Genomic DNA, 25,935 nt, shown 5'->3' on the forward strand with positions numbered 1-25,935 from the left:
CACCTACTTTATTCCTCTTTTCCAGTGTCCCCTGGTGTACGTTCCCTCCGGAAGTTCTTTTCCTTCAAAATACGCACTTAAAATCTGCCTTACCTCCTGCTGCCTTTCAGTAGTAAACATCAGTCGGATCCGCCCAGGACCGATCTGATATACCTCTTCCATCCGGTCTCCCAGATATAATGGTACATAATTGTAAAGGATATTATAACAGTAATCACATTCATTTTTTACCACAAATGAATTACGATATCTGTCAGTTATTGTCATCTGTCCGGATTTTTTCTGACATCCTCTGGTCGTTTTCTGAATACATCCTGCAGATACCATCATCGGAAGATAACCATATACGATCACTTCTCCATCCTTTACCCGGAGATCCTGGAGTTCTCTTTCTGTCAGTTCCACGGGCGCTGTAAATTCAAAAACTCCCTTTTCCTTCCAGAATTTCCTGCTTTCCTGATTAAATTCATACAGATTGTAATCGGTCATAATCCTTCCGGTATAACCATGCTCTTTCAGAAACGCAAAACTTTCATAATTTGCGATCAGAATGCCGTCCCATCCGGCTCCGAATATCCGGTTATATGCAGCTTCATACTGTTTTCGGGTTCTTTCCCGGAAAATATAAGGCATGACCAGATAAATTTCTTTCCCTGCTGCATGTACTTTTGTAATCCACTCCACATAGCTGTCCTTCTCCCAGATGCGAGGGAACATGGTACAATCCACATAGATTCTTCCGATTGCTTCTTCTTCCAGGATCACTTCCATCTGTTCTGCGGTTCTTACCGATGCCGTCCATCCGGAAATTACCTCTTCCTCCATTGAAAGCTCTGTCTTATTTTCTTCCGGTTCTTTCACTTCACCACTTCTTCTGTATTTCTCACAGATCACTTTTTCCAGTGTCTCCAGTGCTTCCCTTCGAAGTTCATTCAGGCTCTGCATCGGAAGAAATACTTTCTCTCCGATCTCAGCCTTTAAAAAAGAAAATTCAAATTCCGTATTTCCCGTCTTGCGCAGCTGCTTTTCAATTCGCTCTCTGCTCATCGGCTGGCTCAGTGCTTCCTGTGCTTTTTCACCGGTAACCGTAATCTCGGCATCCCGGCACTTCACTGTAAGCGTTGCCGCTTCCTGCGGATACAACCGGAAAGTTCCGCAGATCCGTTCTTTTATTTTTCCATTTACAAATTCTTCACGCAGCGTGTCAATCAATGTGCTGTTTCTTGTACGCATCCAGATTTCATCCCTCTTGAACGGGGTATCTGCAAATACCGGGATCTGCACATTCATTCCTTTTCTGACTGCATCCTTACAGGTATAATTATCTGCTTTTTCCCTGCCTCTGCGCATCGGGAGCTCAATAATATCCTGCGGAGACAGGTCTGTCATTGCTTTTGCAGTCACAGTTCTGCCTTTTTTAGCAAGTACCTTTACTGCCGGCACTCCTGCATGGTTCGGACGGTTTAAAGAAACCATCTCCCGTCCATTCTGTGTATGATAATAACCCGTATGGAAACCGCCACGGTTGTAGAGATCCAACAGCATCTGCCGGTCCTCCTCGCAGACACGGTATTTCTTCATCGCATACGCTGCCGGATCCTCTCCTGCCGGACATTCTTCATAATATTTCAGATAAAGATCGGCATATTTCCGGTACTGGAAAGCGACTGCTGCCGCATACTCCGGCTTCTTCATCCGTCCTTCAATTTTGAAGGAATAAATCCCGCTCTCGATCATCTCCGGGATCAGTTCCAGTGTGCAGATATCCTTGAGACTCAGCAGATACTGTGGTTTCTTTGCTTCCGGTGTCTGGTAAAGCAGTCTGCACGGCTGTGCGCACTGTCCACGGTTGCCACTTCTGCCACCGATAAAGCTGCTGAACAGGCACTGACCGGAATAGCAATAGCAGAGTGCACCATGTACAAAGCTTTCAATCTCGAGCTCTGTCTCATCGGCAATCTTCTTCACCTCTGCCATACTCAGTTCTCTGGATGTAACAATCCGCTGTGCACCTTCCTTTTCCAGAAACTTCGCCCCATCCACTCCCGTAAGCGTCATCTGGGTACTTGCGTGGATCGGAAGATCTGGAAAATGCTTCCGGATAAAACGGAACAGTCCAATATCCTGCACGATCACCGCATCCAGCCCCTGCCGGTAATAAGGGAGCAGATAATCATACATCTGTTTTTCCATCTCACGGTCTTTGATCAGTGTATTCACGGTCAGATACAGTCTTCTTCCATGCAAATGCACATAATCAATTGCCTCTAAAAGTTCTTCCTCCGTCAGGTTATGTGCATAAGCACGTGCCCCGAAAAGGGCTCCCCCTGTATATACCGCATCAGCTCCTGCTGCAATTGCCGCTTTCAGGCACTCCATACTCCCTGCCGGTGCAAGGATTTCAACTCTGTCTTTCATATAACTCCTCTATCTTTAAATAACCTGTATACAAAGCCCCTGTGTTGCAGACATTTCTCTTTGTATACCGGAGTATCAAAAATAGACTGCCTCAGGACAGTCTATTTTGTACGGTGATTTTTCATTTCTGTTTCAAGCTGTACGATCTTCATCTGAAGCTCCTGATTCTCTGCCTTGAGTTTATCCAGTGCTTTTTCAGCATTCTCATACTTGATCTGTACTGAGATCAGTTCATGCTTTAAATCGTACATCTCTTTGTCTTTTGCCTCGATGTCGCTTTCTAATGCGCCGCCCTGTTTCTTGGCTTTAAAATAATCATCTGCTATATTTAAAGCAAGAAGCACACTTCTGGCTTCCGCACTCTGCTTGCGATATCCATCGCTGCTTGTACATTCCTCGATTTTATGGTTCAGATAAGTGGATACCTTCTGCAGATAATCTTCACTTTCAAATCCGCTCAGGGTGAATACTTTGCCGCCTATCAAAACTTCTGTATAATTTTTTGACGATGCCATAAAGAACCTCCTTGCCGCCTAATCCTTTTTTCATTATAAACTATATTCTGATAAAAACCAACCACTTTTCGATATTTTCAGCAGAAATTCTGTTTTATTCTTTATCAGTCAGCTCAAAATGATTCTTTCTGACCTTCAAAATCCCCTCTTTTTCCATTTTTTTCAACTCATGTGACAGCACACTCCGGTTGATTCCCAGATAATTCGCCATCTGTTCTCTGTTAAATTCAATATCAAATGCACTGCTTTTGTGGCGGCTTTGCTGAACTCTCAGATACCGCTCGATTCTTTCCCGGATTCCTCTGATTGACAGCAGTTCGATTTTCCTGCACTTGCGGATATCTTCATTTGCAAGGAAATGAACCGTCTTCTTGTAAAACTCAATCCTCTCACGTAGATCCAGAACACCCTCTTCTTCCATCGCCCGTACAGGGAACCAGAAAATGTGCGCCTGTTCCGATGCATAAATATCATAAGGACTCGTCTTTTTTTCACTGACCGCAATCTCCACTCCCACAACAAACGAGCTGACCAGCTTCTGGACCAGTTGTTCGGTTCCATCCCGGTAATACTGCACTTTACAGAGCCCCCCGTCAAGCAGGATTCCGATATTGTTCAGTTTTTCTCTTTCTCTTATGATGATTTCGCCCTTGTCATAGGTTACGGTTCTGCCGCCTAACCGGTCAATGATCTCATCCGCCTTCTTCCGATCCATATCACAGAAGAAAATGCTCCGGTAAATCGCTTCCCTGTCTTGTTCTTTCTGCATTTATGCTGCCACCTTCTGCCCGTTTTCTTATTTGTCCATTATAGCATCTGTCACGCTATCCTTCAAGGAACAGCACTTTTTCTTCCGGAAATGCGAGTGCATCCGGCATTCCTTTTTCTTCCAGAGTGGCAGAAATCTCTCTTTGGACAAACCAGCAGAAATCCTCACATCCCGACTCGCATCGGATAAAATATTTTCGTTCAAATGGATAATCCACACTTTTCCATTCTTTAACTTTCAGCATAGCACCGGATATCGTTCCATACACCGGAATCAGATCATGAGCTCGGATCCCGATCGCCTTCACATTCTCCGACACAGTGCGTCTTTTAAAAGTCAGCTGCACATCCCAGTCTTTCACATACACCGTCTGCGCATCCATCCGGCAAACATCTGCAATATTTTTACATCCGGTAAGTCTTGCCGCTGTCTTATAGCGCGGTGCATTAAATACTTCTTTTACCGGACCCAGGCGGATTCCATGTCCATCTTCAATTACCAGAACCTCTTCACTGAAGCTGTAGATTTCATCCCTGCTGTGGGACACCATGATCACCGTACCTTCATAATCACTCAGCATTTCCATCAGCTCGGTCAGCATCCGCTCCCGAAGATACGCATCCAGTGCCGAAAATGGTTCATCCAGAAGGATCACGTCCGGTTCATATGCCATAATCCGTGCCAGTGCCGTTCTCTGCTGCTGTCCGCCGGAAAGCTTTGACGGATAAAGCTTTTCCAGTCCGTCCAGCTGGAAATGATGGATCAGCTGTTCTACCATTTTCTGCTTATCTTCTTTGTTTCCGGTAAATCCAATCCCGATATTCTGCTCCACGGTCATGTTCGGAAACAACGCATAATTCTGAAAAAGATAACCGACTTTCCTTTTTTGTGGCTTCAGAAAAATCTTTTTTCCGGCATCAAAAAGGGTAACTCCGTCAATCACGATCCGCCCTTTTTCCGGTCTTTCGATCCCGGCAATACTTTTCAAGGTCAGGCTTTTCCCACATCCGGAAGCGCCCAGGATTCCGATTCGCTTTTTTTCACTTTTAAAGGCAACATCCAGCCTGAATTTTTCATACTGTTTTTTTATCTCTAGTTCTACCATTGCTTTGTATGTTTCATTCCCTTTCCAAATGCCAGATTCATAAGTACTACTATTCCGAATGCGATCAGGATTACAATTCCGACCCACACGCCTGCCGTCTGATAATCACCGTCCTGGATGACCATTGCAATCCTCTGGGAAATGGTTGCCGTCTTTCCTGGAATATTGCCCGCAAGCATGGAGGTCGCACCGTATTCTCCAAGCGCTCTTGCAAATGCAAGAATTGTACCGGATGCAACTCCAGGACCTGCCGCCGGCATGATCACCCTCCAGAAAATCTTCCACTCCGTCATACCGAGCGTCTGCGCCGCATAGATCAGGTTCACATCCACCTGTTCAAATGCTGCTCTTGCATTCCGGTACATCAGTGGAAATGCAATCACAGTTGCCGCGATCACGCATCCTGCCCAGGACTGTACAATCTTGATATCAAATGTCGTATAAAGATACGATCCAACGGTTCTTCTCGTACTGAAAATGAGCAGCAGGAAAAATCCTGCAACCGTCGGCGGAAGCACCAGCGGCAGTGTCAGAATCCCATCCAGCACAGCCCTGAGACCCGCCTTCGCTTTCAACACCTTTCTTGCTGCCCATATTCCCAGGAAGAATGACACGATCGTTGCTGCGATTCCTGTTTTGATTGAAATGAAAAGCGGACTCCAGTCAAGTCCTGCAAGGATCTGTCTTATTTCTTCCATATCGTTCCTCTTTTACTCTACGTTTGTATCGAAATAGTAGCTGTCAAAGATCTTCTTTGCGTCATCGGATGTTACATATGCAAGGAAATCATCGGCTGCTTTTTTCTTTGCATCATCTGCCTCTTTATTTTCTACACGGCAGATCGGATAAATCACGTTACCTGTCAGATCATAGCTTACTGTCTGAAGGATCTTGATCTGATCCTCATATCCGTATGTATCAGAATAATAAGTTGTTCCAACTTCGCATGCACCCTCTGTAACGGCGATCAGCACCTTGCTTACATTTGCCTGCTCACTGATTTCTGCTCCACCAAGAGCTTCAGAAACCTGTTCTGTTGTGATGGTAGACGCATCGTCTACTTTGTCCAGAATTCCGAGATTCATCAACGCCTGACGGGTGTATTTTCCAACTGGTACACTTCCGCCTGCAAGTGCAATGCTCTTTGCCTCATTTAAGTTTTCAAGCCCGGTTACTGCTGTATCACTGTCCTTTAATGTGATAACAACTACCTGATTGTTCACTACATTATGGCGGGTTCCTTCTACTACCAGTCCGTCAGCCTCAAGCTGATCCATCTGTTTCTGTGCTGCAGAGAAGAACAGATCACACTCATATCCTTCTTCGATCTGTGTCAGCAGAGTTCCTGAACTGTCTGCATTGTAGACGATCTTCACATTCGGATGCTCTTTTTCATAACGCTCTGCAATATCTGTCATTGCCGTATTCAGGCTGGCTGCGATAAATACCTGAAGCTCTACATCCTCTTCTTTGTCAGCCTTTGTTTCTGTCTTTTTGTCTTCTGTTTTTGTGTCGGTCTTTTTACCGTCACATGCAGCAAGTGATGCTGTCATCAGCAGAACCAGACCTGCTGCCACTGTTTTCTTAAATAAGTTATTCTTTCTCATGATTTTAATATCCTCCTTTTCCAAATCCACAGTTTGGAAAAGTACACACCGGACAGGACAGACAAAGTCCTCCCTGTCCAAGAAGCCGGAAATCTTTTTCATGTAGCTTTTCATCACACATAATCCTCGGAAGAACCAGATCAAAAATCGTCCGTTTTGCATACATCACGCATCCCGGAAGACCCATGACCGGAATCTGTCTGCCTTCTTTTTCACAATAAGCAAGCATAAACATGGCTCCCGGAAGAACCGGTGCCCCATAAGTCACCACTTCCGTACAGGCATTTTTGATCGCAAGAGGAGTCCTGTCATCCGGATCTACACTCATTCCACCGGTACAGACGATCAGGTCAGAACCATCCTCGATCAGAGTCTGGATTGCTTCTGTGATCATCTCATGATCATCGTTGCACTGGATCTGCTTCACCTCTGTAACGCCACATTCTTTCAGTTTTTCGATCACAACCGGAGTAAATTTATCCTCGATCCGGTGATAATACACTTCGCTTCCCGTCGTTACGATTCCCGCTTTTTTCTTCTGGTACGGAAGAATCCGGAAAATCGGTTCTTTTCCTGCCACTTCACAGGCCTTCTGCATCTTTTCTTCTTCGATCACAAGCGGAATGATCCTTGTTCCTGCAATCTTATCTCCGGTTTTCACCGGAAAATTTCCATGTCTGGATGCAATCATCATCTCACCAAGACTGTTCACCGCATTCAGCTTTTCGGTATTGATCTTCAATACCCCTTCACAGTCGGCGATCAGTTCGATCTTTCCTTCCTTCACCCCGGAAGGATGCATATGCTCACCCTGACAGATCTGACGCAAGATCTCAGCCGCCTCATTTTCATGAAGCATACCTTCCTGTTTTTCCCAGATATAAAGATTCTCTTTTCCCACAGATAAAAGTACCGGAATGTCTTCTTCGGTGACAATATGTCCCTTCCGGAAAACAGCATCCTTTACAACTCCCGGAATGATCTGTGTAATGTCATGGCACAGCACCTGCCCCACTGCATCTTCTGTTCTTACCAGTTTCATTTTTTGTTCCTCACTTTATATGGATTATGGCATAAAAATACCTGCCGTCACTGCGGCAGGTATTCTGCCCAAACCTTTTTATATTTTACCATAAAAAGGATGGATAAATAAGTTGTCCAGACAACTTTTTATTTTGTTTTATAGACAAGATCGATTGCTTCCGCAACTCCGTTTCCGATCTTTCGTGCTTTATCCGAAATCGTATAACAAAGTTTTTCCTCTATCCTTGCATCCACATCTCCGATCTTCAATCCTTTTTTGACCGGTACACCTTCCTGGAGCATCCCACGGACAATCCCGTGGAGCCTCGCATAGACAGGTTCATCTCCGCACCTTGCAACAATCTGCCCTTTTTTCACCACATCACCAATTCTCGCGACCGGATGCATGATTCCGTCTGCGGATGCCTTTAAAAGGCGTTCCACCGTATAGCCGCCAATATTTCCCGGAATTCCGGTGTTGGGGATTGCACTTCCCTCGCGGATCACCTCGCCCAGATGCTCACCTCTTTGCGTTTCAATCACAAAATGGCAGTCTCCGGCTGCCGTAAAGCCCGGTCCGATACCGATAACAAGAGGAGCGTCACTGATCCGGGTCCCAAGATTCTTTTTTGCCATGATCCCGTCAACCAGTACATCCGGCAGATATTCTTTCCGCACTTCTGCTTTTTCATCCACCATGACAGCAATTTTCCGCGTTGCCATAATTGCTTCTGCTTCTTCAAAACTTTCGGCAAGAACTGCTTCCATTCCTTCTACCACTGCATGTTCTTCGTATACCGCTCTTGAAAATGCCACCTCGCGTCTTACGGCGAGTGGGATGGCAACATCCGTCATCAGGATCTGATGTCCTCTTTCCCACAGCTCTGCCGCAATTCCCGTGGCAAGATCCCCGGCTCCTCTTATCAGGATCTTCATTTACTCTTCTTTCTCCTTTGGTAAAACCAGATTCAGGAACACTGCAACCAGAGTAGACAGTGCAACCGGTGATTTACCGAAAATGGTTGTTACCCATGCAGGAAGCTGTGCAAGTGCTGCATTTGCCTGTGTCACACCCATTCCGAGTGCGATGGCAAGTCCTACGATGGATGTATTTCTATAATTCATCTTTGAATTATTGATCAGTTTGATACCCGTCATGGAAATCATTGCAAATACAGAGATTGTTGCGCCTCCAAGCACACATGACGGAATAGTCAGAAGAATGTATGCGATCTTTGGCATGATTCCTGCAACCAGCATGATCATCGCTGCAATTCCAAACACTCTCTTTGCCACTACTTTCGTAGAACTTACGATTCCGACATTCTGACTGTAGGTCGCTGTCGGGAGTCCACTAAAAAATGCGCAGACAATATTGCTGACTCCATAACCAATGATACCACCGCTTAATTCCTCATCTGTCGGCATACGGTCCATTCCTCCGGTCGTTGTTGCTGAAAAGTCTCCGATTGCCTGAATAGAGCTGATTGCAAACAATACCGCAATCGCAACACATGAGGATGGCTCGAATTTAATTCCGAAATGCATCGGCTGTGGGAACTGTACCCATTTTGCCGTTAATACGGAAGAAAAATCCACCATTCCAAAGCCAAGCGCAACTACATATCCAACTATGATTCCAATCAGAACGGATGAAAGCTTTAAAAAGCCCTTTCCAAAATGATTCAGTCCTGTTACGACTGCCAGTGTGATGATCGCAACAAGCCAGTTCTGCCATGAACCATAATCCGCACTTCCTGCTCCACCTGCCATATAATTGACTGCGGTCGGATACAGCGAAAGTCCGATTGCAAATACAACCGTTCCCGTAACCAGCGGCGGGAAAAGATGACGGATCTGCTTGATAAATATTCCTACAATAATCGCAACAATACCGCCCACGATCTGTGCACCAAGTATTGTTCCAACATCTGCATCCTGTGCAATTGACTGCATGATCGGCACATACGCAAAGCTGATTCCCATAATAACCGGAAGCCCGGCTCCTATCTGATAAGACTTAAATTTGATAAACGGAAAAAGCTGGATGAATGTCGAAATCGCTGACATTGCAAGAGATGCCTGAATCAGGACAACCGTGTCTGATTCTGAAAGTCCGGACACACCGGCAAGAATGATCGCCGGTGCAACACAGCCAATGATCATCGCCACTACATGCTGGAATGCCAGCGGAAGTGCCTGACCAAAGGATGGTTTTCCGTTAAGGTTAAATAGTTCCTGTGAAGTATTACTATTCTTCGTACTCACTTTTTTGCCTCCTTCTCTACCCACTTACAACTTTCGTTGTCAAAGCTATCGTATCTATGATAGCACGAATGGTTTTCAATGACAATTCAGCAATGTTCCATTTTTCAACACATAATTGCTTTATTTTTCCAAAATATTAACGAAACGATGTAATCCGTACTTTTTCACCAGAATCCCGTTCTACTCTTAAGGCGATTCTCTCTGCCATTTTCAGACGTTTTTCATCATCTGCTTTGTTTAGCACAATATAGAAATCCATTTCCGGCAGGACATTCTTTTTCCCGCCTTTTGCCGAAACAGCCAGCCCTGCCAGATCCTCCTCCGTCAGAACCTCTTCCACTGCTTTTCCAAGTACCTGTGCCACAAGCTCAGGCCGGAAACAGCAGTCTTTTATCCTTTGTCCGATGGCATCGAGTCCATATACAGAAAGGACTATCTGGATCTGCTTTGGAATAACCGGTTCTTTCTCCCCCGGCACTTTCGCCGGAAGCATCCGTGCACCATCCGCTTCCACAAGAACCGGCGCAGGAAGCTCCCAGATCTTTTCCATTACCGGTACAGAAAGGCTTTTGATCCTGCCTCTTCCTGCATCCAGACCGGCGATCACCATGCCTTCTCTTTTATGCACTTCCAGAATTTTTCCGATAGAATCCTCCATTACAAAATAAGGGGCAGTCTCTTTTTTCATATGGGTTGTAGTCACCAAAACCGGGAGGGCACCCTTCTCTTGGTATTCAGCAAGCAGCTGTTTCAAAAGAGAAGTCTTACCTCCCGCACCCACGGCAGCAATTCTCGGTACCATCTGCTCCGTAAGTCCAAGTGCCATAAGCAGCGACTCTTTCCTTTGAAGCTTTCCATTTTCGATGACATATACATGGAAAGTTTTCTCTGTGCCTCCTTCTGTTATCCGCATTTTTTCTATTTCCGGCATATAATCTATATCTTCCAGCTCTTTTTCCAGGCTCACCTCGTAAAATACTGCTTTTTCCCGGTATCTGCGGAACACCTTTCTTCCTCCGGCATCTCCTTCCAGTTCCAGAAGTTCTTTTCCGTACTTTGCCGGAAACCAGACCGGATTGCCTTCCTGTCCATTCCAGGTCACACATCCCGGTACAACTTTTGCCTCCCGCTCCATCTTTTCCAGGAATCCTTCCACGCTTTCTTCTGTAAAATAAGGCTGATCCGCCACAAAAAATGCATAGGCATCAGCATCTCCTGCCGCACAGATCCCTGCTTTTACCGAATAGGCTGCTCCTTTATAGCTGTCTTTTGAAATCACTGTTTTTACCGGGAAACGTTCACCTTGCTGCTCGTTTTCCTGAAGTGCTTTTACCTGATGCTCAATCTCCGGATACTGTGTTACCACAATCATTTCCCATTCCGGATGCCTTTGACAGACTTTTAACAGACGGTCGAATAAATAGCGGAACATCGGCTTTTCATCCAACAGATAAAGCAGTTTGTTCTCTGCTTCTGATTGTGGCGGTTCTGTATTTTGCATCCTTTGGCTGTTAAAACGGCGGCTGTTTCCAGCCGCCAGATAAATCAGTTTAATTTTCATTTTCCATAATTCCCATTGCAATCTGTTCACTTGTAATCGGAAGTTCACGGAACCACAAACCTGTTGCATTTGCGATTGCATGCGTCAATGCCGGAGCCGGTGTATTGATGACGATTTCGCCAATCGATTTTGCACCAAACGGTCCAGTCGGCTCATAGCTACTCTCAAATTCCACATGCAGATTTCCCATATCCATTCGGGTCGGAATCTTGTACTGCATAAATGAATTGTTCAGAAGCTGTCCTTTTTCCGTGTACTGAATATTCTCATAAAGAGTCATGCCGATTCCTTGCACGATTCCGCCTTCCGCCTGTACCCTCGCAAGATTCGGGTTAATAACAGTTCCGCAGTCAACCACTGCATAGTAATCCAGAATCTCGACATGTCCTGTCTCCGGATCCAATTCGATTTCAACAGCGCCTGCCATATAAGGCGGCGGAGATACCGGCGAACTGTGGCTTTCTGTTACCTGAAGCGCAATATCACTTCCGCACATTGCCCCTGCTCCGATTGCCGCAAGTGTCACCTCTTCTCCGGTCTTATCGCTTCTTGCAATGTGTCCATCGAAATCAACCTCATCCACTTCACATTTCAGCATCTTCGCTGCCTGTCTGACGATCCGCTTTTTCAGTTCCTCACTGGCTCTTGTCACCGCCATACCGGTCACATAAGTCGTACTTGATGCATAAGAGCCTGAATCATACGGCGAAGTATCGGTATCTGCTCCGGATACTGCAATATCATTCAGATCACAGTCCAGACATTCTGCTGCCATCTGTGCAAGAATCGTATCACACCCGGTTCCCATGTCCGCTGCCGCGATTGACATATTGTAGACACCATCCTCGCCCAGTTTGATCGTTGCAGATCCGACATCTACATTGGAAATGCAGGATCCCTGCATGGCAAGTGCTACTCCGACGCTGCGGATTTTTCCATCCGGCATAACTTTTCTTGGATACTTTTCATCCCATCCGGACATTTCTTTTACTCTCGCAAGGCATTTATCAAGTGCACAGCTATTCGCTGTCTCCCCATAATATGCCGGCATGAACTGTCCTTCTTTGACCATATTTTTCATACGGATCTCCATCGGATCCATGCCAAGTTTTTCTGCCAGTTCGTTAACAGATGTCTCAACCGCAAAGATTCCCTGCGTCGCTCCATATCCACGATAAGCTCCTGCTGCCATCCGGTTGGTATAGACCACATCGTAACGGAACCGGTATGCATCTAATGAACCATAAAGCGGAATCGCCTTATGTCCGGAAAGTCCGACCGTTGTCGGTCCATGTTCCCCGTATGCTCCTGTGTTAGAAAGTGTATACAGATCAATTGCCCGGATATTTCCCTCTTTATCTGCTCCCATGCGAACCGTCACCGCCATATCATGACGCGGTGAGGATGCAATCTGGGATTCCTCTCTTGTAAATACAATTTTCGATGGCTTTCCGGTTTTCCAGGTTACAAACGCCGGATAAACCTCACTTACCGCTGTCTGTTTTGCCCCAAATCCACCACCGATCCTCGGTTTAAACGCACGGATCTTGGATTTTGGTATGCCAAGTGCATTGGAAACAATACGGCGCACATGGTAAACGATCTGCGTAGAACTCATCACATTCAGTCTTCCATACATATCCATAAAGCAGACCGTCTGAAATGGTTCCATCATTGCCTGCTGTGCCGCTTTGACATGATATGTATGTTCTACGACAACATCGCATTCTGCAAGAACTTTCTCTACATCCCCATGTCCATCTTCTGCCTGTGCACAAAGATTCCGCTTGTTATCTGCTCCTACCGGGCACAATGCCTTCCAGCTGTCCTCCGGATGCACCAGAATTGGACCATCCAGCGCTTCCTCAGGATCTAATACTGCCGGAAGGACCTCGTATTTGACCTTGATCATCTTCATTGCACGTTCTACGCAGGCTTCATTTTCTCCGGCAATGATCGCTACCGGATCTCCTGCAAAGCGAACATGCTGGTCCAGGATCAACCGGTCATACGGACTAGGCTCCGGCCAGGTCTGTCCTGCAATTGTAAAACGCTGCTGCGGTACATCCTTCCAGGTATAGATTGCTTCGATTCCCGGCACACGCATTGCCACATCTGTCTTGATCTCCTGGATCATCGCATTGGCATGCGGACTTCTTAGAAGCTTAACGATCAGACAATCCTTTGGTGCCAGATCATTTGTATATACCGGCTTTCCAGTCACCAGTGCTTTCGCATCTTTTTTTACAAATGGTACTCCTACTGCTTTCATCTGGCTCCTCCTTTTCTTTTGTAGTCCAGAAAATCATGGATTCCTCTGAGCTGTCCCTCGTAGCCTGAACAGCGGCAGAGATTCCCCGCAAGGTATTCCCGGATCTCGTCATCACTTGGATCCGGATTCTCGCGGAAAAGTGCGATTGCATTCATGATCATACCCGGATTACAGAATCCGCACTGCTCCGCCCCCTGTCCTGCGATAAAAGAGCCAAATTCTTCTGCTTCCTCCTGCAGTCCTTCCAGCGTATCTACCTTGTGCCCGTCTGCTCTTGCAGCAAGCACGGAACAGGAAAGTACCGGCTTCTCATCTAAAAATACGGTACAAAGTCCACAGTTGGAAGTCTCACAGCCGCGCTTTACGCTGTAACATCCATGATTTCTCACGAAATCGATCAGAAGCAGATCAGCTGCGATCTCTTCTGTAATCTTTTTTCCATTCAGTGTCAGACTAATCTGCATTCTTTTCACCTCCGTTTGTGATTCTCTCTAATGCTCTGCGGATCAGAACCTCTGCAAGATGGGTACGATACGCTGCACTTCCACGCATATTGCTTCCCATCGGCACCTGGGCTGCAAGCTCTTTTGCAAATTTTTTCAGATCTGTGCACGCATCCAGCTGTTCTGCCAGAACGTGAATACAGACTGCTTTCATCGGTCTTGCCCCAACTGCCACCTTCAGTTCATCTCCATAACGGTCAGCAGCAACCGCCAGTACCGGAAAATCCGTCTTGGTATTACGGTGTGACTGATAGCTTCCCTTTCCTGGTGTTTTCTTTACGATCACACGGACAAGGATATCATTATCTCTCTCCATCTTTGCAAACTCTTCCAGAGAAATGATCCCACCTTTATAAAGTTCTACTTCTGTATCCAGTGCAAGGAAACAGGTCAGTACATCCGAAAATCCAAACCGTCCGAAAATACTTCCGCCGATCGTCGCAAGATTCCGGAACTGTACACCGACAATACTTCTCACACTTTCTCTGATCATGTTGCAGCTCAATTCATTTAATCCTTCGTGTAACTCCAGATCACGAAGGGATACCATACATCCAATCTTCCATGCATCCTCCGTCTCTTCAATCTGATCCAGTCCGAGTCCGGACAGATCGATCGCAGTCTGGATCTGCGCAGTACTCATTTTCAGCCAAAGCATTCCACCGACGATCCGGTTCGTCTTTTTCTGATTCAGTTCATACGCCTGCTCCAGACTCTCTGCTTTCACATATTGTTTTATCTTCAGCATCGTCTCTTTCCTTTCTATTCTTCGTTCTTGTCAAATCCAAGATGGGTATACGCAAGATCTGTGACCACCCTTCCTCTTGGTGTTCTCTGTAAAAAGCCATTCTTCAGAAGATATGGCTCATAGACATCTTCTACGGTTCCGGCATCTTCCCCGATCGCTGCCGCAAGGGTATCCAGTCCTACCGGACCTCCCTGAAATTTTTCAATCATGGTCGTCAAAAGATTACGGTCTACATGATCAAGTCCAAGCCGGTCCACATCCAGAAGATCCAGTGCCTGCCTTGCCACCTCTTCGGTGATCACCCCCTCGTATTTGACCTGGGCAAAATCCCGGACTCTTTTCAAAAGCCGGTTGGCAAGCCTTGGCGTTCCTCTGGAACGTCTTGCCATCTCAAGGGCTCCCTTTTCATCGATCTCCACATCCAGCACGCCTGCTGAACGGATGATGATGGTCTGCAGTTCTTTTTCCGTATAAAATTCTAGACGGTTCACAACCCCGAAACGATCCCGGAGCGGAGCTGTCAGCATTCCGGCACGGGTGGTTGCCCCTACCAGTGTAAAATGCGGCAGATCCAGACGGATCGACCTTGCCGAAGCCCCTTTTCCGATCACAATATCGATTGCAAAATCTTCCATCGCCGGATAAAGTACTTCCTCCACCTGCCGGTTCAGTCGGTGGATCTCATCTACAAATAGCACATCTCCTTCCTGGAGATTATTAAGGATTGCCGCCATTTCCCCAGGTTTCTCGATCGCAGGGCCTGACGTGATCTTGATATTTACGCCCATTTCATTCGCAATGATCCCGGCGAGGGTTGTCTTTCCAAGTCCCGGCGGACCGTAAAACAGCACATGATCCAGCGCCTCTCCCCTGCTTTTTGCCGCTTCTATATAAATCTTAAGAGTCTCTTTTGCCTTCGCCTGTCCAATATAATCTTCCAGAAGCTGAGGTCTTAAATGGCTCTCAATTTTTACATCCTCTTCCAGATTCTCTGTGGTAATAATTCTTCTTCCCATCCTAATCCTCTTATATCAAATATTTGAGTGCACCCTTCAGCAGATCTTCCACCGTCGTGCTCTCATCCATTTCCACTTTTCGTACTGCCTGCAGTGCCTCAGTACTTCCATAGCCAAGCGCCGTAAGTGCCTGTACCGCATCTGCCTGAAGTCCTTGTGCATTTACCGTATCTTCAGCGGCTCCATTTGCCGCTTCCACCTGGTGATCCAGTACGTCCTCAATCTTCAGCTTATCCTTCAGTTCCACGATCAGCTTCTCCGCCGTCTTCTTGCCAATTCCCGGTGCTGCTGAAATTGCCTTGATGTCCTTCGACATCACGGCAAATCGAAGTTCGTCTGGTGTAAGCTGCGCCAGAATCCCAAGACCTCCTTTCGGTCCGATCCCACTGACACCGATCAGAAGCTTGAACACAGAAAGCGCATCACGGTTTAAAAATCCATACAGCTGCATGGCATCTTCTTTGACATTCAGATAGGTGTGGATCTTCACTTTACTCCCAACCGGCGGAAGCTGTCCCATCGCCTGTCCGGACATAAAAATCCCGTAGCCCATGCCGCCTACATCTACGATCACTTTATCTTCTTCGAGAGCTACAAGCTCCCCTCTTATATATGAAATCATCTCTTCCTCCCATGCTATGACAATACGATGCTGCCAAGTCTTTTGAGCATTTCATTTGCCACAACTCCGATAATAAATCCGGTGATCACTCCTGCGATCAGAAGCACCGGCACATAATAGGCGACGCTGAATGTCTCCACGACCAGCATCGCTACGATCAGCTGACCGACATTATGAAAGACACCACCTGCCATGCTGACTCCAAAAACACTGAATGATCCCCGCTTTTTCAAAATCACCATCACTGCAAGGCTTAAAAGTCCGCCTGCCAGACTGTATAAAATACTAAACAGACTGGCAAAAATAAATCCGGACAGCACGATACGCGTCACCGAAAGCAACAGGGCATCCTTTCCACCCATCTTGTACAGTGCCACCACAACGATCAGATTCGCCAGTCCAAGCTTAACCCCCGGAATCCCGATCTGAAACGGGATCAGAGTCTCTACATAACTAAATATCAGCGCAAGGGCAGTAAATACACCAAACCACGCTATTCTGACTGTATTTTTCTTCATATCTTAATTCGTCACCGCATCCAGTTCGGCTTCTTCTCCATCGACAATTTTCAGAACGATCTTATTCGGAAGGCAAATAATACTCTCTCCGTTCCTTGAAATTGCTTTCTGGTGCACACAGATCTGATCCGGACAGTTGGCCGCTGCCATTTTCACTTTTCCGTTCTCGATCTGCACGGTGTTCGTTCCTCCATTGATCTTAAATGCACGCTCTTTCTGTAGATCCAGTGTCTCTACCACTTTCCCGTCAATCTGTATTTCTACAACGCCTGCGCTTTTCTGGCTCGTGAATAGATGTCCTGCAAAAAAAATGCTTGCCGCAGCAAATACAAGGAGGACAAGAATCAGATCATTCTTTTTGAAACCGGATGCTTTCTCCTCATGGCTCTTATTTTCTTTATGGCTCATAGGGTTCTCCTTTTTCTTTGTTTATTCTAACACATCATTTTATCTAATGCAATCAAGTGTTCGATTGATTTTTTTCATAGGGGAACGTATAATGTGGTAATTGACGAATGGGACGGTTTGTGGAAGAAGAGAATGGGGACGCCGTGAGGGAAGCGAAAGTCCTGCACGCCTCAAGTTGTGCAAACCATTCCGATGAACCACTTAGGGCGAAAATCGTGTTCAGCAATGGCTTCCACGATTTTTGTGTTTCATCTCCATTGCACAAAATAGAGGCGTGCAGGACTTTCGCTTCCCTCACGGCTGTGCATTGGCTGATTGCACAGACCTGAGATTCGTAAATTTTCATTATGTCGTTTTTAGGAAGTTTATGAAAAAAACAATGCTGTAGGTTATGGTTTGAGGAGGTTTGCGATGAAAATAAAAAGTTTGGGAATTGGTATTTGTTTGAGTTTGTTTGGGACTTTTTGTCTGGGGGGATGTTCTGTGAGTTCGCCGCAGCCGGTGTCGCGGACGGTGACGGTGTTTGATACGGTGGTGACGATTACGGTTTATGATAAGGATTCAGAGGATGTTCTGGATGCTTGTGTGGCGAAATGCGAGGATTATAATGCGCGGTTTAGCCGAACTTCGGAAGGAAGCGAGATTTATGAGCTGAACCATGCAAACGGGGAACCTGTGACACTTTCGGGTGATACGGTGGATTTGATTCAGAAAGGCGTGGAATACAGCCGTCTGGCAGATGGAAAGTTTGATATTACGATCGCTCCACTTAGTGACTTGTGGGATTTTAAGAATAATACGGGGACCGTTCCGGATGATGCGGCGATTCAGGAAGCGAAAAGTCATATCGGATATGAGAATGTGAGGGTTGATGGAAATACGGTTCAGCTTCTGGATCCGAAGGCGGCTATTGATCTTGGCGGAATTGCAAAGGGATATATTGCGGATCAGCTGAAAGCATATCTGAAAGAGCAGAATGTATCCCATGCGCTGATCAATCTGGGCGGAAATGTGCTGGCTCTTGGCGGCAAACCGGATGGCTCGGATTATAATATCGGGATTCAGAAGCCGTTTGCACAGAATGGAGAAGCGATCACCAGTGTAAAGATCAAGGATCAATCTGTGGTTTCTTCCGGTATTTATGAGCGGTATTTTAAGGTGGGCGACAAGATTTATCACCATATCTTAGATCCGAAAACCGGGTATCCTTATAAAAATAATCTGCTTGGGGTGAGTATTGTCTGTGACTCTTCTACGGAAGCGGACGCACTTAGTACAACCTGCTTTGCGATGGGGTTAGATGATGGATTGAAATATATCGAAGAAATCAAGGGGGCAGAGGCACTCTTTATCACGGATGATTATGAGATTCATTACTCCAGCGGATTTCCAAAGTAAAAAAGTTGAATGATGTAGGTTGTGAGACAAATCAGAAAAATAAATGGTACCAGATTCAGTTGTAAAAAAAATTGAATCCGGTACCATTTATTTTTCTTATGCTTCCTGCTTCATTGTCTCTTCTCCCGGCAAAGCCCAGCGGATTTCGGCTTTGAAGAGGTCTGCCTCGGTTTCGATGTGGAAGCTTCCACCCTGGAGACCTACGAAGCTTTTTACGATTGCAAGACCAAGACCGGAGCCTTCGGTATTGCGGGACTCATCTCCGCGGACGAAGCGTTCTGTAATTTCTTCCGGATTGAAGGTGAGCTCGGTTGCGGAAATATTTTTCAGGCGGATAAATACATCTTTCTCCGTCTTTTCGATTTCCACATAAACTCTTGTTCCCGGAAGTGCATATTTTACAATGTTATTCAGAAGATTCTCAAAGATCCGGTAGGTCTTCTGACTGTCCAGTCGAAGAATCACCTTTTCCTCCGGGAAAGTGATCCTGAACTCCAGACCTTTTTCTTCGAACTTATCTTCCAGCTCAAATTTTACCTGTTTAAACAGATTGACGATATCCACGTTCATCAAATTCAGCTTTACATTCTGGCTGCTTGCTTTGCTGATCTCAAAGAGGTCTTCGATCAGGACTTTCAGACGCATAGATTTGCGTTCCAGAATATCAATATAATCCTTTCGCTTTTCCTCATCTTTCTCGTCTTTCAACAGATTCACATAGGTTATGATCGCAGTCAGCGGTGTTTTCAGATCATGTGATACGTTTGTGATCAGTTCTGTTTTCATACGCTGGCTTTTTACTTCTTCCTTTACCGCTTTCTTAAATCCGGTCTGGATCTTCTGGATTTCATTACGGAACGGACTGAACACACCAAGATCACCTTCAATCTCTACATCCAGATTTCCGTCTGCAATTTTATTAGTTGCCTCCAAAAGCAATGCATATTTTTTCCGGAGATCATTAAAATATTTTTGCAGGATCAGGAACAGGATTACAGAATATACGATCAGTCCTGCAATTCCGTAATACCAGAATGAACAGATCACCAGCAGTATTGCGAAATTGAACAGCACGATTTTCAAAATAATCTTATTGTTCTTTTCCTTGAAATTGAACTGATCCAGAGAATGATAAAATGCTTCGATCTTATCCTTGCACCAGTGGATACCGCCTCGGATTCCGTTTCCGAATCTTCTCCAGATCCAGATCAGCAGAACTCTTTTTTTCACATATTCCTTTACTCCAAGAAGCCGGATCTGGCGTACACAGCCGGATACCCAGTACATGACTGCAAAGAAAACAAACCAGACCAGAAAATCGATTGGCCACACATTTCCTTTCGCGTGCGTAATCAGTTCTCCAAGATAGCTGAAAATCAGGCTAATTCCAGTAATACCAGTTGCTATCGCAATTTCAAATGGTACATGGAAAATTTTTTCATCTCCTGTATACAGATCTTTCTTCATCGGAATCAGCCATGCCAGAAGTGCGACCAACAATATAAGGGTCAAGATTGTATAAACCGCCGCGTTTCCCACCATTGAAGTAATCGGATATACCCGCATAACATAAGCATTCAGCTTTGCTTCCGTCATCATGAAATAATAGGTCCTGTCTTTTGGTGAAATATTTTCAATCTCACTTTCATCTTCATATTCAAATATTTTTTCCGGCAGATTTGAGGTCAGAATCTTCAGAACAGCTTCCTGCTTGGTTACTTCCGTTCCCATCACCTGATTAATCTTGATTTCACCGTTTTTGTCAAACGAGATCTTAATCCCAAGAGCATAATCTGCAAGCTCGGTATCTTTCACTTTTTCCCAGGAATCTCTATTCGACCGGTATCCATCGATTACCTCTCCGTTTGCATCCTGCACCTGGTAATTCATATATGCAATCTGCCGGTTAAATTTCTCATCAAATTCCGGATAATAATCATCCAGAAACTTTACGTTATATTCGTTTCCGGATTCTTTGGAATACAATACATAGCAGTCCCGGATAAATGTCTTCATAAAGGACTCACTCGTCCGGTAGTTCTGTGTCAGACTGTCCTGCTCCTTTTTTGCATTCTTATAAAAAGTATTATAGTTTCCTAACACGATCACCGTCGCAAGTAAGATTACACCTAAAATCAGGACAATCCCTAGTTTATGCCTGTTTTTCGATTTTGTATCCAACGCCCCACACCACCTTTAAATATTTTGGTTCTTTCGGGCAGCTCTCAATTTTTTCACGGATATTCCGGATATGGACCATGATCGTATCGGTATTGATCGCTTTTTCATTCCATACACGCTCGTAAATTTCCTCTGCCGAAAAAACTCTTCCAGGACTCTTCATAAGGAGAAGCAGGATTTTGTACTCAATCGGTGTCAGGCGCACCGGCTCTCCGTCAACCGATACCTCCACCGTTTCTTCATTCAGCTCCAGACCGCCTATCACATGGATATTCTGATTTTCTTCACGGTCTCTTAGCTTCTCTGCAAACATCCGGTATCTTCTGAGCTGTGAATTCACCCTCGCAAGAAGCTCCATCGGTGTAAATGGCTTCGTCACATAATCATCTGCCCCGATATTCAGTCCCATGATCTTATCCACTTCCTCTGATTTTGCTGACAGCATGATCACCGGAAAATCATATTTTTCCCGAAGCTTCATCGTCATACGGATTCCATCCATCCGCGGCATCATAATATCGACGATTGCAAGATGGATTTCCTCTTTCTCGATCACTTCCAGACCTTCAATCCCATCTGCCGCCTGAAATACTTCGTATCCCTGACTTTTCAGGTATATTTCCACACCTTCTCTGATTTCCTTGTCGTCTTCAACGACCAGTACATGATTCATTTCCATAACTGCTTTTCTCCTCTTTTTCTCATCCTTGACTATAGTCTATCTCCTAAAGCTAAAGAGAACCGGAATAGATTTCTAAAGAATTTCTAAAAAAACGAAAAAGCTTTTCAGCAAAGCACTGCTGCCTTGCCAAAAAGCCCATCACCATCAGATACTTATTTAATAACCATAATAGCTGATACCACCACCAACTACTACAATCAAAATAAAGAATACCACAAGTACATACGAAATAACCTGAAGAATCAGGGACGCTCTGCAGTAGTTACGCCGGTTCAGACTGCCACTATTACCAAACGCCCAGATAATATACAGGATCAGTCCCGCACATGGAATAATTCCGACAATCAGCGTTAAAAGCCATTCTCCGGTAGAAAGCGGAGATAGATCCATCTGCTTCGGCGGCATCTGATAATTGTTCTGGCTATTGTAATTGTTATTGTAGCCGCTCGCGTTAAATCCGGTATTATAACCGCTATTCTGATACTGGTTGTCAGAGTACCCATTGGTATAAGCTCCGCTCTGATTGGTTCCGTTATAATACGAATTTCCGTTGTAAGTATTATTTTCATAAGTTCCATCCGAAGTTCCGGAATGGCAAGCGCTTCCGCCCGGTGCTGACTGTCCGTAGCCGCTTCCGTTTTCTGACTTTGGCATTTCACCGTAAGTATATGCCGGATGACCTTTTTCTTCCTGCTTTAAATTATCGTCCGCTGCCTCTTTTGGCACGCTATTGTCATTCTTTGCCTGCGGCTCTGCTTCTGTATATCCTGCATTGGGATCGGTGTAAGAAGATGGACTCTTTTCCTCCCCTTCACTATTCTCAGTTGTCTGGTCATTTAAGTTATTATCCATATCCCAAAACCTCCTGTGTATTCATTTTTTTCATCATAGCACACCAAAAAGCTGAAAACAATAGCTCTTTTTGCCAAATTACTGAATTCAAAGACCAGATTCTGAATATCAAATCTATTAGCCGGTTATTTGATCCGCAGCCTCTGACCGACATAAATCAGATTCGGATTTTGTAGTTTGTTCAACCTTGCGATTTCCTGATAAGATGTTCCGTATATCGCTGCAATTTTCGAAAGCGTATCCCCGGATTTGACGATATGATACTTGTTTTCTTCGGCATTGACTCTGCTTTGTACTTCTTCATACCGTTTCCCCAGAACCGTTTTCCGCACTTCCCCGTTGCCATATTTCCCGGCACACACTTCCTTTGCCAGTGTCTCTGTACTGGCACCGGAAATATAGTCGATCATCCCCTGCACTTCTCCATATCTGGTTCCAAGCCAGCTTTTCCGTTCTTCCCCATTTCCAAATTCTCCACGCATCGTCCGAAAAACCAGATCCAGCGTAGTTCCTTCCTGGTTTTCTTCCTTTTCAGAAGGTTTCTCTGGAGTTGTCTGGTTTCCTTTTCCAGCATACCGGCTCCACGCCTGCCGGTCTCCGTAGAATTTATTCAAATCCAGATTGCCATTCCATCCGCTTAATCTTCCCGAAGAACTGTACTGCCGCATCACACAGGCATATGCGCCCTCATTCCATGGATTTTCCTGGTACCCGATTGGCTCCATACTCGCGTACTGCGCTACCCACAGTCCATAGTTTCCGATATTCTGCAACCGGCTCATCATACTTTGCTGCACATAAACCACAGGATTGACGCTGGTCTTTGTTGAAATATAATTACACCAGGCTTTCACCCATTCCCGGTCATTCACACCAAATGCCGGATTGGACCGCCCTTCCCAGTCCAGCACAAGCATTGCCTCCCCCACACGGCTCCCTGCATTCTTCAGAAAATATTCTGCCTCCGCCTGTATATTTCCACCAGACGCATAGTGATAAATGCCCAGGCATTTCCCTGCTGTTTTCGCCTGACGGTAGGCTCTTTCGTAATCCGGATTTACATAACCGGTTCCTTCTGTCGCCTTAATCACCACAAAATCACACGGGACAACCGCAAGATTGATCCCACTTTGCCAGTTGCTGATGTCAATTCCATTTAATGCCATACCACTTCTACTCCTACTCTTCTTTTCCTGCCTGCTTGATGATCTGATGAATGTAGGTACTCAGTCCTGCAACAACAATGCCCTGCGTTACGGATGCGAAAACTGCGGTCAACACATCCTGTGCTCCTGCGAAATGTGCGGTAGATGTCACCCAGATCCCGCAGATGATAATGCCTGTCGCCCCAAGCGTGATCGGAATATATTTATCTTTGATAAATTCTGCTTGTTTAAGTGCAATTCCGAAAAAGTATAGAACTGCGGTCACAATAAGCAATTCCGGTTTTACATAATCCATAAGTTGCTCCATTATCTGGATAGCCTGCCTTTCTTTTTTAGAACTTTAAGGAAGATTTTATATATAAACGATTCAATCAGATGTGATATTAGTATATGTGAGAAATAGGATTTGGTGTCAAAAGAAAGATTTGATATAAAATAATCGGATCGGCAGATTCTTCTTTGATTTGTATATGCAAAGGGAGAGGCGCTACGCCTCTCCCTGTAAATAAATTTCTTAGAATTTACCAGCTTTGTGAGCTTCCTCAATGCTTACAGCAACAGCGACTGTCATTCCGACCATCGGGTTGTTACCTGCACCGATAAGACCCATCATTTCTACGTGAGCCGGTACAGATGAAGATCCTGCGAACTGTGCATCAGAGTGCATACGTCCGAGTGTATCTGTCATACCGTAAGAAGCCGGTCCTGCTGCCATGTTGTCCGGGTGAAGTGTACGTCCTGTACCACCACCTGAAGCAACTGAGAAGTATTTCTTTCCTGCTTCTACGCATTCTTTCTTGTATGTACCTGCAACCGGATGCTGGAAACGTGTCGGGTTTGTAGAGTTACCTGTGATAGAAACGTCAACGCCTTCTTTCCACATGATAGCTACACCTTCACGTACATCATTTGCACCGTAGCAGTTTACTTTAGAACGGAGTCCGTCAGAGTAAGCGATTCTCTGAACTTCTTTCAGTTCTCCTGTATAATAGTCATAGTCTGTCTGAACATATGTGAATCCGTTAATTCTTGAAATGATCTTTGCAGCATCTTTTCCAAGACCGTTCAGGATAACACGAAGAGGTTTCTGACGAACTTTGTTTGCTTTTTCAGCGATACCGATTGCACCTTCAGCAGCTGCGAATGATTCATGTCCTGCAAGGAAGCAGAAGCAGTCTGTTGTTTCTTCAAGAAGCATCTTTCCAAGGTTACCATGTCCCAGACCTACTTTTCTCTGATCTGCTACAGATCCCGGAATACAGAAAGCCTGAAGTCCTTCTCCGATTGCTGCTGCAGCGTCTGCTGCTCTTGTACATCCTTTTTTGATTGCGATTGCTGCACCTGTGATGTAAGCCCAGCATGCGTTTTCAAAACAGATTGGCTGAATACCTTTGATCTGGTTGTATACATCCAGTCCGGCATCCTTTGTGATCTTTTCAGCTTCTTCGAGTGAAGCAATGCCATAGCTGTTTAAAACTTCATTGATTTTATCAATTCTTCTCTCATATGATTCAAATAAAGCCATTTAATTGTCCTCCTGAAAATATTGTTGCCTATATAACCCGTTAATTACTTATGTATGTAATTAGTTTTTACGCGGATCAATGATCTTAACGGCATCAGCTACACGTCCGTACTGTCCTTTAGCTTTTTCCCAAGCTTCGTTCGGAGTATCGCCTGCTTTGACAAAGTCTGTGAATTTTCCAAGACTTACGAACTGGTATCCGATGATTTCATCATGGTCATCAAGAGCGATTCCTGTTACATAACCTTCTGCCATTTCCAGGTAACGTGGTCCTTTTGCGAGAGTTCCGTACATTGTACCAACCTGTGAACGAAGTCCTTTACCAAGGTCTTCAAGTCCTGCACCGATCGGAAGTCCTTCTTCTGAGAATGCACTCTGAGTTCTTCCGTATACGATCTGTAAGAAAAGTTCTCTCATTGCTGTATTAATTGCATCACAGACAAGGTCTGTGTTAAGTGCTTCCAAAATAGTCTTTCCTGGAAGAATTTCTGAAGCCATAGCTGCGGAATGAGTCATTCCTGAACATCCGATAGTCTCCACAAGTGCTTCCTGAATAATACCATCTTTAACGTTCAAAGTAAGTTTGCATGCACCCTGCTGTGGAGCACACCAGCCGACACCATGTGTAAGACCAGAAATATCTTTGATTTCTTTAGCCTTTACCCATTTTGCTTCTTCCGGAATTGGAGCTGGTCCGTGGTTTGCACCCTGAGCTACCGGACACATCATTTCTACTTCATGTGAATAAATCATGTTAAAACTCCTTTCAAATACATCT

25 protein-coding genes are annotated in these 25,935 nt (G+C 45.3%); 1 reads left to right on the forward strand and 24 read right to left on the reverse strand.

Annotated features, from left to right (window positions below; genetic code table 11):
• Positions 1–3: 3 nt before the first annotated feature.
• From PG840_RS08270 to PG840_RS08350, 17 genes are all read right to left on the reverse strand, one after another.
• On the reverse strand, positions 4–2,418 hold the full coding sequence (locus PG840_RS08270) for a U32 family peptidase (protein WP_270205271.1): 2,415 nt from the start codon (positions 2,416–2,418) through the stop codon (positions 4–6).
• A gap of 101 nt (positions 2,419–2,519) precedes the next feature.
• Complete coding sequence (gene zapA / locus PG840_RS08275; protein WP_008375194.1) at positions 2,520–2,933, reverse strand: cell division protein ZapA; 414 nt, start codon at positions 2,931–2,933, stop codon at positions 2,520–2,522.
• Positions 2,934–3,027: 94 nt separating this feature from the next.
• Positions 3,028–3,702: a Crp/Fnr family transcriptional regulator gene (locus PG840_RS08280; RefSeq protein ID WP_117556007.1), complete on the reverse strand. Its 675-nt coding sequence runs from the start codon at positions 3,700–3,702 to the stop codon at positions 3,028–3,030.
• A gap of 55 nt (positions 3,703–3,757) precedes the next feature.
• Positions 3,758–4,807, reverse strand: coding sequence for a sulfate/molybdate ABC transporter ATP-binding protein (locus tag PG840_RS08285; RefSeq protein WP_270205269.1), 1,050 nt, complete (start codon positions 4,805–4,807; stop codon positions 3,758–3,760).
• Complete coding sequence (gene modB, locus PG840_RS08290; protein WP_270205268.1) at positions 4,801–5,505, reverse strand: molybdate ABC transporter permease subunit; 705 nt, start codon at positions 5,503–5,505, stop codon at positions 4,801–4,803. Before modB ends, PG840_RS08285 begins: the two co-directional genes overlap by 7 nt.
• Before the next feature lie 12 nt (positions 5,506–5,517).
• On the reverse strand, positions 5,518–6,414 hold the full coding sequence (modA, locus tag PG840_RS08295) for a molybdate ABC transporter substrate-binding protein (protein ID WP_055247201.1): 897 nt from the start codon (positions 6,412–6,414) through the stop codon (positions 5,518–5,520).
• 4 nt (positions 6,415–6,418) lie between these two features.
• On the reverse strand, positions 6,419–7,456 hold the full coding sequence (locus tag PG840_RS08300; protein WP_117834130.1) for a molybdopterin-binding protein: 1,038 nt from the start codon (positions 7,454–7,456) through the stop codon (positions 6,419–6,421).
• 128 nt (positions 7,457–7,584) lie between these two features.
• Positions 7,585–8,373 carry a selenium-dependent molybdenum cofactor biosynthesis protein YqeB gene (gene yqeB, locus PG840_RS08305; protein WP_330663225.1) on the reverse strand — a complete coding sequence of 263 codons (789 nt, stop codon included), beginning with the start codon at positions 8,371–8,373 and terminating at the stop codon, positions 7,585–7,587.
• Positions 8,374–9,705 carry a uracil-xanthine permease family protein gene (locus PG840_RS08310; protein ID WP_055155574.1) on the reverse strand — a complete coding sequence of 444 codons (1,332 nt, stop codon included), beginning with the start codon at positions 9,703–9,705 and terminating at the stop codon, positions 8,374–8,376. It lies immediately after the preceding gene.
• Between the two features lie 136 nt (positions 9,706–9,841).
• The gene (yqeC, locus tag PG840_RS08315) at positions 9,842–11,266 is read right to left on the reverse strand and encodes a selenium cofactor biosynthesis protein YqeC (protein WP_270613502.1); all 1,425 of its coding nucleotides are present in this window, start codon (positions 11,264–11,266) and stop codon (positions 9,842–9,844) included.
• Positions 11,256–13,538, reverse strand: coding sequence for a xanthine dehydrogenase family protein molybdopterin-binding subunit (locus PG840_RS08320; RefSeq protein ID WP_195501826.1), 2,283 nt, complete (start codon positions 13,536–13,538; stop codon positions 11,256–11,258). Before PG840_RS08320 ends, yqeC begins: the two co-directional genes overlap by 11 nt.
• Entirely contained in the window at positions 13,535–14,002 is a 468-nt protein-coding gene (locus PG840_RS08325; RefSeq protein WP_117556023.1) for a (2Fe-2S)-binding protein, read from the reverse strand. Before PG840_RS08325 ends, PG840_RS08320 begins: the two co-directional genes overlap by 4 nt.
• Positions 13,992–14,789 (reverse strand): FAD binding domain-containing protein, encoded by a 798-nt coding sequence (locus tag PG840_RS08330; RefSeq protein ID WP_270613503.1) that lies wholly within the window; start codon positions 14,787–14,789, stop codon positions 13,992–13,994. Before PG840_RS08330 ends, PG840_RS08325 begins: the two co-directional genes overlap by 11 nt.
• A 14-nt stretch (positions 14,790–14,803) precedes the next feature.
• Positions 14,804–15,805 carry a Holliday junction branch migration DNA helicase RuvB gene (gene ruvB / locus PG840_RS08335; protein WP_270613504.1) on the reverse strand — a complete coding sequence of 334 codons (1,002 nt, stop codon included), beginning with the start codon at positions 15,803–15,805 and terminating at the stop codon, positions 14,804–14,806.
• Positions 15,806–15,815: 10 nt separating this feature from the next.
• Positions 15,816–16,427: a Holliday junction branch migration protein RuvA gene (ruvA, locus tag PG840_RS08340; protein ID WP_270613505.1), complete on the reverse strand. Its 612-nt coding sequence runs from the start codon at positions 16,425–16,427 to the stop codon at positions 15,816–15,818.
• 14 nt (positions 16,428–16,441) lie between these two features.
• On the reverse strand, positions 16,442–16,945 hold the full coding sequence (locus tag PG840_RS08345; RefSeq protein ID WP_055155576.1) for a Gx transporter family protein: 504 nt from the start codon (positions 16,943–16,945) through the stop codon (positions 16,442–16,444).
• Between the two features lie 3 nt (positions 16,946–16,948).
• Positions 16,949–17,353 (reverse strand): NusG domain II-containing protein, encoded by a 405-nt coding sequence (locus PG840_RS08350; protein WP_117823227.1) that lies wholly within the window; start codon positions 17,351–17,353, stop codon positions 16,949–16,951.
• Between the two features lie 411 nt (positions 17,354–17,764).
• On the opposite strand from PG840_RS08350, the gene PG840_RS08355 reads away from it, so the two are divergent.
• Positions 17,765–18,751, forward strand: a complete 987-nt coding sequence (locus tag PG840_RS08355; RefSeq protein ID WP_270613506.1) for an FAD:protein FMN transferase — start codon at positions 17,765–17,767, stop codon at positions 18,749–18,751.
• A gap of 96 nt (positions 18,752–18,847) precedes the next feature.
• On the opposite strand, the gene PG840_RS08360 is transcribed toward PG840_RS08355, so the two are convergent.
• The 7 genes from PG840_RS08360 to PG840_RS08390 all read right to left on the reverse strand — a co-directional run bounded on the left by PG840_RS08360 (position 18,848) and on the right by PG840_RS08390 (position 25,910).
• Positions 18,848–20,932 (reverse strand): sensor histidine kinase, encoded by a 2,085-nt coding sequence (locus PG840_RS08360; RefSeq protein WP_270613507.1) that lies wholly within the window; start codon positions 20,930–20,932, stop codon positions 18,848–18,850.
• Entirely contained in the window at positions 20,904–21,611 is a 708-nt protein-coding gene (locus PG840_RS08365; protein WP_117823222.1) for a response regulator transcription factor, read from the reverse strand. Before PG840_RS08365 ends, PG840_RS08360 begins: the two co-directional genes overlap by 29 nt.
• A 159-nt stretch (positions 21,612–21,770) precedes the next feature.
• The gene (locus tag PG840_RS08370) at positions 21,771–22,466 is read right to left on the reverse strand and encodes a hypothetical protein (protein WP_270613508.1); all 696 of its coding nucleotides are present in this window, start codon (positions 22,464–22,466) and stop codon (positions 21,771–21,773) included.
• A 125-nt stretch (positions 22,467–22,591) separates the two neighbouring features.
• Positions 22,592–23,632, reverse strand: a complete 1,041-nt coding sequence (locus PG840_RS08375; RefSeq protein WP_270613509.1) for a GH25 family lysozyme — start codon at positions 23,630–23,632, stop codon at positions 22,592–22,594.
• Positions 23,633–23,645: 13 nt separating this feature from the next.
• Positions 23,646–23,939, reverse strand: a complete 294-nt coding sequence (locus PG840_RS08380) for a phage holin family protein (protein ID WP_172676441.1) — start codon at positions 23,937–23,939, stop codon at positions 23,646–23,648.
• A gap of 207 nt (positions 23,940–24,146) precedes the next feature.
• Positions 24,147–25,157, reverse strand: coding sequence for a GGGtGRT protein (locus PG840_RS08385; RefSeq protein WP_008375150.1), 1,011 nt, complete (start codon positions 25,155–25,157; stop codon positions 24,147–24,149).
• Positions 25,158–25,217: 60 nt separating this feature from the next.
• A complete protein-coding gene (locus PG840_RS08390; RefSeq protein WP_022220480.1) occupies positions 25,218–25,910 on the reverse strand; it encodes an iron-sulfur cluster assembly scaffold protein in 693 nt (230 codons plus the stop codon).
• Positions 25,911–25,935 lie beyond the last annotated feature (25 nt).

This window comes from Coprococcus sp. AM97-35 (genome assembly GCF_027697525.1).
Lineage (GTDB): Bacteria > Bacillota > Clostridia > Lachnospirales > Lachnospiraceae > Allocoprococcus > Allocoprococcus comes.